Annotated in this window: 13 protein-coding genes and 1 riboswitch; of the genes, 4 read left to right on the top strand and 9 right to left on the bottom strand. The window is 65.2% G+C overall.

Translation table 11 applies throughout. The features are described 5' to 3' along the window. Positions 1-7: 7 nt before the first annotated feature. The 8 genes from VIL42_10215 to VIL42_10180 form a co-directional block, all read right to left on the bottom strand. Positions 8-421 carry a PilZ domain-containing protein gene (locus VIL42_10215; protein ID HEY8593221.1) on the bottom strand — a complete coding sequence of 138 codons (414 nt, stop codon included), beginning with the start codon at positions 419-421 and terminating at the stop codon, positions 8-10. A 35-nt stretch (positions 422-456) separates the two neighbouring features. Then, positions 457-1,089 carry a DUF938 domain-containing protein gene (locus VIL42_10210; GenBank protein HEY8593220.1) on the bottom strand — a complete coding sequence of 211 codons (633 nt, stop codon included), beginning with the start codon at positions 1,087-1,089 and terminating at the stop codon, positions 457-459. Next, on the bottom strand, positions 1,086-2,675 hold the full coding sequence (gene gcvPB / locus VIL42_10205; GenBank protein ID HEY8593219.1) for an aminomethyl-transferring glycine dehydrogenase subunit GcvPB: 1,590 nt from the start codon (positions 2,673-2,675) through the stop codon (positions 1,086-1,088). The genes VIL42_10210 and gcvPB overlap by 4 nt, the downstream gene beginning before the upstream one ends. Then, positions 2,672-4,030 carry an aminomethyl-transferring glycine dehydrogenase subunit GcvPA gene (gene gcvPA, locus VIL42_10200; GenBank protein ID HEY8593218.1) on the bottom strand — a complete coding sequence of 453 codons (1,359 nt, stop codon included), beginning with the start codon at positions 4,028-4,030 and terminating at the stop codon, positions 2,672-2,674. The genes gcvPB and gcvPA overlap by 4 nt, the downstream gene beginning before the upstream one ends. Beyond that, positions 4,030-4,779, bottom strand: coding sequence for a methyltransferase domain-containing protein (locus VIL42_10195; protein ID HEY8593217.1), 750 nt, complete (start codon positions 4,777-4,779; stop codon positions 4,030-4,032). The genes gcvPA and VIL42_10195 overlap by 1 nt, the downstream gene beginning before the upstream one ends. Next, positions 4,776-5,147, bottom strand: a complete 372-nt coding sequence (gene gcvH / locus VIL42_10190; protein HEY8593216.1) for a glycine cleavage system protein GcvH — start codon at positions 5,145-5,147, stop codon at positions 4,776-4,778. The genes VIL42_10195 and gcvH overlap by 4 nt, the downstream gene beginning before the upstream one ends. Continuing rightward, complete coding sequence (gcvT, locus tag VIL42_10185) at positions 5,147-6,346, bottom strand: glycine cleavage system aminomethyltransferase GcvT (protein ID HEY8593215.1); 1,200 nt, start codon at positions 6,344-6,346, stop codon at positions 5,147-5,149. Before gcvT ends, gcvH begins: the two co-directional genes overlap by 1 nt. Positions 6,347-6,509: 163 nt before the next feature. After that, positions 6,510-6,612, bottom strand: a riboswitch (glycine riboswitch). Between the two features lie 61 nt (positions 6,613-6,673). Next, the gene (locus VIL42_10180; GenBank protein HEY8593214.1) at positions 6,674-7,360 is read right to left on the bottom strand and encodes a hypothetical protein; all 687 of its coding nucleotides are present in this window, start codon (positions 7,358-7,360) and stop codon (positions 6,674-6,676) included. 48 nt (positions 7,361-7,408) lie between these two features. Here VIL42_10180 and ispH point away from each other — a divergent pair, with 48 nt between their 5' ends. The 4 genes from ispH (at position 7,409) to VIL42_10160 (ending at position 11,673) form a co-directional block, all read left to right on the top strand. Then, positions 7,409-8,353, top strand: a complete 945-nt coding sequence (gene ispH, locus VIL42_10175) for a 4-hydroxy-3-methylbut-2-enyl diphosphate reductase (protein ID HEY8593213.1) — start codon at positions 7,409-7,411, stop codon at positions 8,351-8,353. Position 8,354: 1 nt separating this feature from the next. Beyond that, positions 8,355-8,804 carry a ribonuclease HI gene (gene rnhA, locus VIL42_10170; protein HEY8593212.1) on the top strand — a complete coding sequence of 150 codons (450 nt, stop codon included), beginning with the start codon at positions 8,355-8,357 and terminating at the stop codon, positions 8,802-8,804. Between the two features lie 2 nt (positions 8,805-8,806). Then, positions 8,807-9,670 (top strand): LytTR family DNA-binding domain-containing protein, encoded by an 864-nt coding sequence (locus tag VIL42_10165; GenBank protein HEY8593211.1) that lies wholly within the window; start codon positions 8,807-8,809, stop codon positions 9,668-9,670. A 257-nt stretch (positions 9,671-9,927) separates the two neighbouring features. Continuing rightward, positions 9,928-11,673 carry a hypothetical protein gene (locus tag VIL42_10160; GenBank protein HEY8593210.1) on the top strand — a complete coding sequence of 582 codons (1,746 nt, stop codon included), beginning with the start codon at positions 9,928-9,930 and terminating at the stop codon, positions 11,671-11,673. On the opposite strand, the gene VIL42_10155 is transcribed toward VIL42_10160, so the two are convergent. Continuing rightward, positions 11,660-12,760, bottom strand: coding sequence for an FAD-dependent oxidoreductase (locus tag VIL42_10155; protein HEY8593209.1), 1,101 nt, complete (start codon positions 12,758-12,760; stop codon positions 11,660-11,662). The genes VIL42_10160 and VIL42_10155 overlap by 14 nt on opposite strands.

The raw sequence follows: 12,760 nt of genomic DNA, 5'->3' as shown, positions 1-12,760 counted from the left end.
CCTCCGCTCAGTCGCCCGGCGAGGCGAACGGCGCGGCGGTCATCCACTGCTCGAGCATGCGGCGCTCATAATCGGTGAGTGGACGGCAGGCGAGGCCCGGCCGGCGGTGCCCGATGTTCACCTTGGGCTTCGGCGTCGGGACGTGGCGAAGCACCTGTTCCGGTTTCAGCTGCTCGTCGAACGCCACTCCAGCGAAGCGGCCCTGGACCCACACGATCCGGCTCTTGAGCCTGAGTTCGTTGCGCTGGAAGAAGGTCGTCGACCCCTCAAGCGGCAGCCTGTCGGCCTCGATGAGCGCCCCTTCTTCGGAAAGGTTGCGCAGCTTGACCGGAACGGGAGCGCCGGCGACCTCGATCGTCGCCGCCAGGAGCACCGGCGAGCGGCGCGACCGCCGGTTCTTGATCATGCTGCTCTCGTCCATGCGGACGGATTAGGCCGAGCGAGGTAAAACTTCGTTTAACGACGGCGAAAAAGCAGCATCATGTTGTTGGCGGGCATCGATCGGCCGTCGGCGAACTCAAAAGACGCTTCGGCCGCTGCGGCAAAGTCTTCGACCCGGCGCAGCCCCCATCGTGAGTCACGCCGCTTGAGGTCGGCATCGAACGCCAGGTTCGACGGCGCGGTCTGCACATCGCCCGCGAGCCAGGGACCGTAAAGGATCAGCGGCGCACCCGCGCTGAGGATATGCGCTGCACCGGCGATCAGCCCGAGCGCCGATTCCCAGGGGCTGATGTGCACCATATTGATGCTCATCACTCCATCCGCCGACTGGATGGGCCAGTCGGTCGCCGCGGCGTCAAGTTCGATGGGCGTACGCAGGTTCGGCAGCGCTGCCTCAGCACGCCACGCTGTGATGGAAGAGAGCGCGGCCTCGTCTCGGTCGCTCGGCTGCCATTCGAGCGCGGGAAAGCGTTCGGCGAAGTGGACGGCATGCTCGCCGGTGCCGCTCGCGACTTCGAGGACGAGGCCGCTCGACGGTAGCCATGCGCCGAGCACGTCGGCGATCGGTTCACGGTTCCTCAGCGCCGCGGGAGCTGAGCGCCGCGCTCCTGCCGCCGCCGCTTCGTAGAAACGGCGGCCGTCGGTCACTCGGCGGCCTCGGCCTGGCTTGGCTCCTGGTAGGTTAGGACCGGCTTGCGGGCGGCGAGCGTCTCGTCGAGACGGCGCCGAGGCGCATAGATCGGCGCCGCCTTGAGCGTCGGATCCCCTGCCCTCGCCCGCTCGGCAATCGAGCGCAGCGCGGCGATGAACTGATCCAGCGTCGCCTTCGACTCGGTCTCCGTCGGTTCGACCAGCATCGCGCCGTGCACCACGAGCGGGAAGTACATGGTCATAGGGTGATAGCCCTCGTCGATCAGCGCCTTGGCGAGATCGAGCGTGCTGACGCCCTCGGCGAAGCCTTTGTCCGAAAAGATCGCCTCATGCATGCACGGCCCGCTCGCCGCGAAGGGCGCATCCAGCACGTCTTCAAGGCTGCGCAGGATGTAATTGGCGTTGAGCACCGCATCCTCGGCGACCTGCTTCAAGCCATCCGCGCCGTGGCTGAGGATGTAGGTGAGCGCGCGGGTGAACATGCCCATCTGGCCGTGGAACGCGACCATGCGGCCGAAGCTCTGCACCTTGCCGTCGAAGTGGGTCTGCGAAAACTCGTCCGCCTGCTCTTCCTCGATCAGGTGGACGACGCCGTCGGCGGTCCGTGCCGTGTAGGGCAGAGGCCCGAACGGTGCGAGCGCCTCCGACAACACCACTGGTCCCGAGCCAGGCCCGCCGCCGCCGTGCGGCGTTGAGAAGGTCTTGTGAAGGTTGATGTGCATGGCATCGATGCCGAGATCGCCCGGACGAACCTTGCCGACGATCGCGTTGAAGTTGGCGCCGTCGCAATAAACGAAGCCGCCGGCCGCGTGGACCGCGTCGCTGATCGCCTTCATGTCCGGCTCGAACAGCCCGCAAGTGTTCGGATTGGTGATCATCACCGCAGCAACGTCCGGTCCCAGCCGTGCCTTCAACGCATCGAGATCGACTCGGCCGGCGCTGTTCGCCGGGATATTCTCAACCCGGTAGCCGGCGAAGGCCGCGGTGGCCGGGTTCGTGCCGTGCGCGCTTTCGGGGACGAGCACGACCTCGCGCTTGTCGCCGCGCGCCTCGAGCGCCGCGCGGATGCAGAGCAAGCCGCATAGTTCGCCGTGCGCGCCGGCCTTCGGGCTCATCGCCACGCCGTGCATGCCCGTCAGGTCGATCAGCCAGAATGCGAGCTCGTTGATGACCTCCAGCGCGCCCTGCACCGTTTCGCGCGGCTGCAGCGGGTGGACGTCGGCGAAGCCCGGCATGCGCGCGACCTTCTCGTTCAGCCGCGGATTGTGCTTCATGGTGCACGATCCGAGCGGAAAGAGGCCGAGGTCGATCGCGTAATTCTGGCGCGACAGCCGCGTGTAGTGGCGCACCGCCTCGGGTTCCGAGAGACCCGGAAGGCCGATCTCGCGATTGCGCTCCAGCCCGCCGAGACGGGTGGGCCGCTGTGGCGCTTCGACAATGTCGACGCCCGTCTGATCGAGGCCGCCGATCTCGAACAGCAGCGCCTCTTCGAGCATCAGCGCGCGATTACCGGTTACGGTGCGCGCTTCGCCCTCTTCGTTGGCAGGAGCGGTCGGGCGCCAGCCCGCGGGGTTCGCGGTCATCGGACGACCTCCTTAAGGGCTGCTTCAAGTGCGGCGATATCCTCGTCGGTCGCGGTTTCCGTGACCGCGATCACGAGCCCGTTCTGGAGCGCAGCCGCATTGGGATAGAGCCGCCCGAGGGAGACACCGCCAAGCACGCCTTTTTCGACCATCGCGTGAACCGCCGGCCGCGCTTCGACCGGAAGCTTGATCGTGAATTCGTTGAAAAAGCTGTCGTTGACCAGCTCCACGCCCGGAATTGCAGCGAGGCGCTCGGCGACATCGCACGCGCGGGCGTGGTTGAGAGAGGCGAGCTGGCGCAGGCCCTTCTCGCCGAGCAAGCTCATGTGAATCGTGAATGCCAGAGCGCAGAGGCCTGAATTCGTGCAGATGTTCGACGTCGCTTTCTCCCGCCGGATGTGCTGCTCACGGGTCGAGAGCGTCAGCACGAAGCCGCGCTTGCCTTCGGCGTCGACGGTCTCACCGGTGAGGCGGCCGGGCATCTGCCGGACATATTTGTCGCGGGTTGCGAACAGGCCGACGTAGGGCCCGCCGAACTGCAAGCCGACGCCGATCGACTGGCCTTCGCCGACGACGATGTCGGCGCCCATCTCACCGGGCGAGCGGATAAGGCCGAGAGCGACCGGCTCGGTCACGACCGCGATCAGCAGCGCGCCGGCCGCATGCGCCGCTTCGGCGATCGGCGTCAGGTCGGTGACGCGGCCGAGAATGTCGGGATATTGGACGACGACGGCGCTAGTGCTGTCATCGATGGCGGCGATGAGGCGCTCCGCGTCGGTCTCGGCGGTCAGCTCCGGCAGCGACGTGTCGAGAAAGTCGCCTGTGAACTTTGCCATCGTCGTGGCGACGCTGACATAATGAGGGTGCACGCCCGACGAGACGATCGACCGCTTCCGCCGGGTAATGCGTGCCGCCATCCCGATCGCTTCCCACATCGCGGTCGAGCCATCGTACATGGACGCATTGGCAACATCGCAGCCGTAAAGACGCGCGACCTGCGTCTGGAATTCGAACAGCATCTGCAGCGTGCCCTGCGCGATTTCCGGCTGATAGGGCGTGTAGCTGGTCAGATATTCGCCGCGCTGGATCAGATGATCGACGCTCGCGGGAATATGATGCTTGTAGGCGCCGCAGCCGAGGAAGAAGGGCACGTCGCCGGCGACCATATTCTTGCGCGAACGCGCCGCCATGTGGCGCTCCACGGCCATCTCCGACGCGTGCATCGGCAGGCCCTCCACCGGACCGGAGAGGCGAACCTCTTCGGGCACATCGCGGAACAGCTCGTCGACGGAAGAGGCGCCGATCACTCGAAGCATTTCGCCTCGATCGGCATCGCTCAGTGGCAGGTAACGCATCAGTTGGGCTTTCTCATGATGAAGCGGAGGCGGACATAATCCGCGATGTTCGAGCCGATCCGGTCGGCGACGGCAGCGCCGATTTCCGCACGTTCGTCTTCAGGGACGGCGGCACGGTCGAGCCAACCGCGGCGGAAGGTCGTCACCCATTCGGCGACGCCATGGTCGATCACCGTCGGACGCTCGATCAGGCGGGCGTCGATCTCGCCGAAGCCAGCATCTTCGTAGACTGACGCGAATTCTTCAGGCGAGGCATACCAGTTGCTTGCCTCGAGCGGCGGCACATAGCCGCGGATGACAAGCTCCTCATCGAGTGCGTCGCGCAACTTCCTGAGGTTGCCCTCCCCCCCCGTTTCCCCCGCGAAGCGGCCGCCAGCCTTGAGCGCGCGGAAGATCGCCCGCGCGGCCTGCTCCTTATCGAGCACCCAGTGAAGGGTGGCGTTGGAGAAGGCTGCATCGAAGTCGGCGAGGAACTGCATGTTTTCGGCGGCGAGCAGGACGGCGTCGACGCCCTTGTCGCGCGCCGCAGCGATCATCTCTTCGGAATTGTCGATCCCCAGAACGCTGGCGCCGCGCTCGATGATCTTGCGCGTCAAGGTCCCGTCGCCGCAGCCGATGTCCAGGATCCGCTCGCCGGGCTGCGGGTCGAGCAGGTCCAACGCCGCCCCACCGAGCTCGGCGACGAAGCTGCCGACGCGGGCATAATCTCGCGCATCCCATTTGCTGGTCGAGGCGGCAGCCGGGCTCACAGCGTCGCCAGAAACTCGCGGTAGGCGCCCTCGTCCATCAACCCGTCGAGCTCCGACGGATTGTCGAGCTTGAGCTTGAAGAACCAGCCTTCGCCCTCTGGATCGCTATTCACGATCGAAGGATCGTCCGCGACCTGGCTGTTGCCCTCCACGACCTCGCCGGAGACCGGCGCGTAGACGTCCGACGCGGCTTTCACCGACTCGACAACCGCCGCTTCCTGGCCCTTCGCGACCTTGCGTCCGGCTTCCGGCACCTCGGCGAAAACGATGTCGCCGAGCGCTTCCTGCGCATGGTTGGAGATCCCGATCGTGGCGGTGTCGCCTTCGACGCGGATCCATTCATGCTCTTTGGTGAAATAGAGGCTCATCAGGCAGCTCCCTTGCGGTGGTAGCGGTGGGGTACGAATGGCATTTCGGTAACCGCCGCGTCGAACAGCTTGGCGCGCTGCTCGAGCTTCAGTGCGGTGCCGGGCTCTGCGAAGGAAGCCCCCACAAAGGCCATGGCGATCGGGCGCTGCAGCGAGGGCGAGAAGCCGCCGCTGGTGACCTTGCCGATTTCATTGCCTTCGCCGTCCAGCACCCGCGCGCCTTCGCGGACCGGCTGGCGCCCTTCGACGTTCAGGCCGACCCGCTTCTGCGGCGCGCCATTCTCCAGCTCTGCGAGGATCCGCAACGCGCCGGCGAAACCGCCTTCGGCTCGGCGCCGCTTGTTGATGGCGAAGTTGAGGCCCGCCATGACCGGCGTGGTCTCCGTGTCGAGGTCGTGCCCGTAGAGCGGCAGCCCGGCTTCGAGCCGCAGCGAGTCGCGCGCACCGAGGCCGATCGGCTTGGCGAGCGGGTTGGCGACGATCGCGTCCGCGAGCTCGGTCACGGCAGTGCCGGGGACCGAGATTTCGAAGCCGTCCTCGCCGGTGTAGCCGGAGCGGCTGATCCACAAATTATGACCGTTCCACTGGAACGGGCCGGCCTGCATGAAGCCGAGCTCAGCTACGCCGGGGACGATCGCTTCCAGCACATCGACGGCCTTCGGCCCCTGCAGGGCGAGCAGCGCCTGCTCCTTCATATAGTCGACGATCACCCCGCCAGGCAGCCGCCGGCGCATGTCTTCGATGTCGCCGTGCTTGGTGGCACCGTTGACGACGACGTAGAAATCGTCGCCCCGGCGCGTGACCATGAGGTCGTCGATGATCCCGCCATTGTCGTCGAGGAGCAGCGAATATTTGGGCTTCATGTCCTTGGCGGCGCGGAAGTCGCCAGGCATCAAGGTTTCAAGCGCGGCATCGACATCCCTGCCGTGAATCAGCAGCTGGCCCATGTGGCTGACGTCGAACAAGCCGGCATTCTCGCGAGTCCAAAGATGCTCGGCGATGATCCCTTCATATTGGACCGGCATCTCGTAGGCGGCGAACGGGACCATGCGGCCGCCCCGGGCGCGGTGCCAGGCATCGAGCGGAAGCTTGCCGAGCGGCTGCGGCTGCGTGCCCTCGCCGCCTTCAGGATCGCCGCTGAACGGATTGCCGCGCGCCTGATTGTCGTCGGTGGGACCGTTGTGAGTGACCCGGTTCATCGTGGACTGCTCATCTAAAGCGCTCCGGCATAGGGTGCGACGACACAGCGCCTGCCAAGCGCGCCGGCTGCCGCCCCCGTCTGTCCCTTTGCGCCTGAGAGCTTTGCCCCTTCGGCGGTCCACCGGTGCCGTTCAGGCGCCGACGGGCACTTTCCAGACTGTCCAAGCGCGCGCGGTCCTTGAGCCTGAGAGATTCCGGGGGCGGTTGCTCCTTCGGCGCCGCCACGATCCTTGCGAATCCTGACGGTCTCTCCCGCGCGGCCGTCCAGCGCCGACACGCTGGTGACCCAGTCAGCCTTGGCCGGGCTTTATAGCCGAGTCAACGCGTTAGCGCGTGGCGTTGTAGCGAAGCTGATCGTCGGTCAGTTCGAAGCCGACGAGATGCTCAAACGTCGCATTGGCGACCGCCCGCTGAACCGCCGGATCCGACAGCGGATCGATGGCTGCGTCCGCCTGGCCAGCCTTGCGCGGCTTCGTCAGGGTAGCGCGGACATTCGCCGGCAAGGTCGCGGCTGCACGGTTCACCCGGATCACCGCCTGAACTCGGGTCCCTGCACGGAACTGACCCGGCGCGAAGTTTAGCAGCGCCTGGCCGACCTGCTTTGCCACCACGTTTGTGCCGCCGCGGACCGCCACGTCGAAATAGGGAAGCAGGACCTGCCGCGCCTCGCCCGCATGACGCCGCTGGCCAGTGATCGAGAAAGTGACCGTCGATACGACTTCGCTCGCCCCTTCCTGGCAAGTCGCGCGAACGCCGGTGATAGCCGCCGAAACGTCGATGGCCGCGGCATCGGTGCTTCCGGCGGGATTGAAGAGGGTGATGTCGCCGGTGCCGGCCGGAACGCCGGCAAGCGGGCACACACTGCGGACCGCATAGACGCCTCCGCCGTTTTCCGTCGTAACGTCGCCCACGCGCTGACAGGCGCCAAGCAGGAGGGCAGCAGCGAGTGCGGTATAGCGGAGCTTCACGTGGGACAGGTCCTTACGAAGGCGAATTGACGTGGGCGCGTTCATAGGAAGGCCCTTCTATGGCTGCAAGCGAAGCCTTATGTGGCTGTCCAGATGCTTAACCGTTCTCCCCTGAAAGTGCTGATCGCGGCGCCGCGCGGCTTTTGCGCCGGCGTCGACCGTGCGATCCAGATCGTGGAGCTTGCGCTCGAGCGGTTCGGCGCGCCCGTCTATGTGCGGCACGAGATCGTTCACAATCGCTTCGTCGTCGAGCGGCTGCGCGAACTCGGCGCCGTCTTTGTCACTGAGCTGGACGAAGTGCCGGACGACCGCCCGGTAGTTTTCTCCGCGCACGGCGTTCCGAAGACGGTTCCGGCGCAGGCACGCGACAGGGGCCTGTCCTTCGTCGACGCAACTTGCCCGCTCGTGTCGAAGGTGCACCGGCAGGCCGAGCGGCTGATCGAGGACGGACGCCACATCCTGTTCATCGGCCACGGCGGCCATCCTGAGGTCATCGGTACGTTCGGCCAGGTCCCGGAAGGATCGATGACGCTCGTCGAGACGGCTGAAGACGTCGACCGGCTCGCTGTCCCTGACGAGGCCAACCTCGCCTTCCTCACCCAGACGACCTTGTCCGTCGACGACACGGCCGCGATCGTCGACGCACTGACGCGGCGTTTCCCTGACATCCGTGCTCCGCGCAGCGAAGACATTTGCTACGCAACGTCGAACCGCCAGGCCGCCGTGAAAGCGATTGCGCCGGAATGCGACCGGATGCTGGTGATCGGCTCGCCCAAGAGCAGCAACTCGCTGCGCCTGGTCGAGGTGGCCGAACGGCTCGGAATCCCGGCGCGCCTGATTGAGCGTGCCTCGGAGATCGACTGGGACTGGATCGGCGAGCCGCGCACCCTGGGCCTGACCGCCGGCGCTTCCGCACCCGAATTGCTGGTCAAGGAGGTCCTCGCCGCCTTGTCGGAGCGGTTCGAGGTCACTGAGGAAATCGCCGACCACACGCCCGAGCGCATGGTCTTCAAGCTGCCGCGCGAGCTCGTCGCCTGACGTGAGCGACCCGCCGTTCGTCGAGATCTTCACTGACGGTGCGTGCCGCGGAAATCCCGGTCCTGGCGGCTGGGCGGCGCTGCTGCGGATGGGCGCGACCGAAAAGGAGCTGTCCGGCGGCGAGAAGCTGACAACCAACAACCGAATGGAATTGCTCGCCGCCATCAATGGCCTCGAGGCGCTGAAGCGCCCTTGTCGTGTCGAACTCTACACGGACAGTATCTACGTTCGCGACGGGATCACCAAGTGGGTCCACAATTGGCGCCGCAACGGCTGGCGGACCTCCGACAAGAAGCCGGTGAAGAATGCCGAGCTTTGGCAGCAATTGCTCGACGCGGTCGCCGCGCACCGTATCGATTGGCGCTGGGTTAAAGGGCATAGCGGCCATCCGGAAAATGACCGCGTCGACGCCTTGGCTTGCGCGGCGGCGGACAGCTTTCGGTCCGCCTAGCGATGCGGCTTAAACCCGCGGCGTTCCTGGTCGGCTTTTCCGCCCTCACCTTTGTCGTCACCGTCCTGGCCATCGGATTCTACAACTATCGCACACTGACCCTGGCCGGAGAGGAACCCTCGTTCCGAAGCATGCTGGTGTGGCAGGGCATCATCTACGGCTTTTGGATTCCGGTCGGGTTCTGGGTTTGGCAATTGTTCAGAAGCCGCGGGCTGGTCGCCCGGGCAATCACCAAATATCTCGTCGCCGGCGCGCTCATCATCCCACTGCACGCAATTCTGTCCATGCTCGCTTTCGACACGCATTGGGCGACGCCGGGCTCGATCGACTTGAAGTCGCTGGCTGCGCAGCGGGCGCATGTCGACTTCCTACTCTACGCAAGCTTCGGGATCCTCGCCTTGGCTGCATTCTTCCAGGCGCGCGCTGCAGAGGAGGCCGAGTCCGCGGCCGACCTCAAGTCCGCTCTGGGCGCGGCCCGCGTCGCCCTCGCCCGCAAAGAGCAGCGGCCCGATCGCCTCGAGCGTATGCAGGTTTCCGTGGGCTCCCGCGGTGCGATCGTCGAGGTCTCCGCGGTCGAGTGGTTCGGTTCGGCCGGCAACTACGTGGTAGTGAACTGGAACGGGCAGGAAGGCCTCATCCGGGAATCGCTCCAGAATATTGAGAGGGGTCTTGATCCCGACCTTTTCGCGCGCGCCCACCGCGGCTCGTTGGTCAACCTCAGCGCGGTTGCAGCGGCGGACTCCCTCTCCGATGGATCGTGGCGGCTGACCATGAAGTCCGGCGCCGAAATCGTCGTGAGCCGCACATACCGCGACGCCATCCTCGCGCGTCTCGGAAGAAAACCGAGTTCATCGCCGACTCGTTGACCGCTCGCCCGCGGTCCGCACCTCCAGGCCGCATTTCATCCCAAAAGCCTCGACCCGGCTAACCGTCGCCTCTCCTGTGTGTTGATTTAGCAACACAGCCGGTGACTACCCGGCCCCATGGGGGGATCGATCGAATGAACCGTAAACGCACCAGCGCAAAGGCCGCCCGAGTTTCGCTTGTGGCTCTGGCCTCCAGCCTCACGGTCAGCGTGCCTGCGCAAGTCGCCGCACAGAACTCGAATGGAGCTCAGTCGCAGATGACCGACCGCTTGGGACGCGCACCGATGTACGATCCGCGGTCGGGAGAATCCCCGCTCAACTTGCTCGCCGGGCCGTCCGACCCGTTAAAATATTTCCGCATGAAGGAACGCGCTCGCCAGCTGCTCCAAGTACACAAGTACCGCTACCGCATTACAGAAGGAGACGTATCGCCCGCGGCCGCTTCCGAGGCGGAGCCGCTCGCCGAACAGCTCGTTCGCGCCTACCCTCGCGACCCGGACAATTGGCTCCTGCTGGCGACGGCCAAAAAGCTGCTCAAGAAGCATGCGGAGGCGGCCGCTGCCTATGAGCGGCAGGGTGCGCTTGCAGGCTGGGATCCCGAAGCCGCCATCGGTGCCATGGTGAACCACGTCCTTGCCGGCAACAAAAGCGCGGCGATGGACCTCGTTCGGCGGCAAATTCTCGAGCGCGCTACGAACAACCGCGCCGCCTACTACGACATCGACGAACTCGCGCCGCTTCGCGACGATCCTGAGTTCCTCGCGCTCGTCGGCCGGATCGACTCATCTTCGTGGAGTCGGACCGAAGGATGGAATAAGGACATCGACTTCCTCCTAAACGAGATCAGTCGCGCCAACGCGGAATATCGTGACCGACCGCTCCCTGAGGAATTCATCTCCGGCATCGCCCACCTCAGACGCGACATTCCTCGCCTGAGCGACGAACGAGTCTTCGTGCAGCTGAACCGGGTGCTCGCGACCTTGCACCAGGGACACACGAACCTGTGGGAGCCGAAGGGCAAGGGCCCGATGAACCCGCGTATCGTTCCGCTCGGATTTCACCTTTTTCGCGAAGGCCTGTTCATTATCAACGCGGCGCCGGCGCACCACGGCCTAATCGGTTCGAAGGTAGTGGCGATCAACAAGACGCCCGCGCTGGAAGCGTTGCGCATGGTCTCCGAAACGGTCAGCGGCGATGGCCCAATGGAATATGTCTGGAAGGGGGCATATCTCACGTCCTACGCACCGTTGCTGAAGGGCCTCGGCATTATCGACGAGGTCGATGCACTCGACGTCACGCTCGAAGATTCCTCGGGCGCTCGGCGCACGGTCCCGCTCAAGACCACGTCCGACCTCGGCTGGTTCGATTCGATTGCACCGGGAAAGCACGCGTTCAACCTGAACGGGTACAAAGGCATGCGCTACCATGTTGAGCGAGCGGTTCCGGAACATGACGCGCTCTACGTGCTGTTCAACCAGGTCAGGAACGAGGAGAAGCAGACTCTTGCTGAGTTCGGCACCCGGCTAAACCGAGTGCTCCGTGCGTCTCGACCGAAGAATATCGTGCTCGACATGAGGGCGAACGCCGGCGGCAGCACCTCGGACTATGCCAATCTGTTGCGGACGCTGACGGCCTTCAGCCTTGAACCCGGCAACCAAGTCTATGTGCTGACCGCGCGGCGCACCTACTCGGCGGCGTCCAATTTCATCACCGAGCTCGAGCATCTCGCGAACCCGGTATTTATCGGCGAGCCGGCGAGCCAATGCTGCAATCTCAACGGCGACTTCAGCACCTTCGTGCTTCCGTACAGCAAGATCGGCGGCACCATGCCGGTGATCAAATGGAACCTCAGCGACCCGTACGATACGCGGCGTGAGATCAGCCCGCAGGTGCCGGTGCAGATGACGGCGAAAGATTATTTCGCCGGCCGCGACACCGTCCTGGAGACGGCTTATCGATTGATCGACGAGACGCGCGCTAGACGGCGCGTCAAAGGTCGCTGACGAGCCGCCCGGGCGCGAACTCCTTCGGATCGATATGACTGATCGAAGCATCCGGATCGGCGTCGAGCAGGACTGCTGCCGCCATCTTGGCGGCCGCCGGCGCTGTCTGGATACCGAAACCGCCCTGCCCGGCGCACCAGAAGAAATCGTCGACTTCGGGCGCAAAGCCGTACACCGGCAACCGGTCCGGCGCGAAGCTCCTGAGCCCTGCCCAGGTACGCTCGACGCGCTCGATCGGCCAATCGACGACCTGTTCGAATCGGTCGATCGCGACGGCGACGTCCAGTTCTTCCGGCGCTGCATCACAGGGGTCTGTGGCAATTTCGTCGTGCGGGCTCAGCCAGACCGAACTGTCGCCTTCGCCCTTGAAGTAAAAGGTGCCGTCGGCGGCATCGACGAGCGGCAGGTCCTTGAGGCCGGTGCGGCCGACCCGGAGCTGAACCATCGTCCGCCGCTTCGGCAGGACGCCGAGCGGCCTCGCACCCGATGTCCGTGCTATATCGTCGGCCCAGGCTCCTGCGGCGTTCACGAGCAATGAAGCAGTAAGCGAATCGCCTGTTTCCAGCCGCACATGCCAACCACCGCCGCGGCGGTCGGCGGACTGGAAACGTGCCCCAGTCATGATCTGCCCGCCGCGGCGCCGGAACTGAGCGAGGTACGCCGCGTGCAGCCGCGCGACGTCGATGTCTGCGCAGCCTGCTTCGAACAAGGCTCTCCGCCACTGCGGCCGAATTCCCGGGATCAGCCTTGCGAGCTCGGCCCGCTCCACCACGCGGACTTCCACAGAGCTGGGCAAGTTCGGCAACTCGTCCGTAGTAATGTGGAGATCGCCGCGTACCCGCAGAAAGCTCCCCGCGGCGAATTCCGGAGGCGGCGAATCGAGGAAAGCGCGTGATGCGCGGGTGAGCTTAGCGACGTCGGCACCGCCATAGCTTTCGAGGTAGAATGCCGCCGAGCGCCCGGTCGAATGATAGCCGCACTGGTCTTCCGCCTCGACGATCAGCGTACGCCGCTTGGCGGCGATCTCCGCGCCAAGGCTCGCTCCGGCGATGCCGCCGCCGACGATAATGACGTCAAAATCGCTCAC

This window comes from Sphingomicrobium sp. (genome assembly GCA_036563485.1).
In the GTDB taxonomy this organism is placed as follows: domain Bacteria; phylum Pseudomonadota; class Alphaproteobacteria; order Sphingomonadales; family Sphingomonadaceae; genus Sphingomicrobium.
This window is presented reverse-complemented; position numbering and strand designations above follow the sequence as displayed.

Excerpts from the sequence above, each read along its gene's own strand:
- VIL42_10180 (HEY8593214.1), bottom strand. The coding sequence starts at position 7,360 with ATGAACGCGCCCACGTCAATTCGCCTTCGTAAGGACCTGTCCCACGTG.
- gcvPB (HEY8593219.1), bottom strand. The coding sequence starts at position 2,675 with ATGACCGCGAACCCCGCGGGCTGGCGCCCGACCGCTCCTGCCAACGAA.
- gcvPA (HEY8593218.1), bottom strand. The coding sequence starts at position 4,030 with ATGCGTTACCTGCCACTGAGCGATGCCGATCGAGGCGAAATGCTTCGA.
- VIL42_10160 (HEY8593210.1), top strand. The coding sequence starts at position 9,928 with ATGACCGACCGCTTGGGACGCGCACCGATGTACGATCCGCGGTCGGGA.
- ispH (HEY8593213.1), top strand. The coding sequence starts at position 7,409 with ATGCTTAACCGTTCTCCCCTGAAAGTGCTGATCGCGGCGCCGCGCGGC.
- VIL42_10215 (HEY8593221.1), bottom strand. The coding sequence starts at position 421 with ATGGACGAGAGCAGCATGATCAAGAACCGGCGGTCGCGCCGCTCGCCG.
- gcvH (HEY8593216.1), bottom strand. The coding sequence starts at position 5,147 with ATGAGCCTCTATTTCACCAAAGAGCATGAATGGATCCGCGTCGAAGGC.
- gcvT (HEY8593215.1), bottom strand. The coding sequence starts at position 6,346 with ATGAACCGGGTCACTCACAACGGTCCCACCGACGACAATCAGGCGCGC.
- VIL42_10165 (HEY8593211.1), top strand. The coding sequence starts at position 8,807 with ATGCGGCTTAAACCCGCGGCGTTCCTGGTCGGCTTTTCCGCCCTCACC.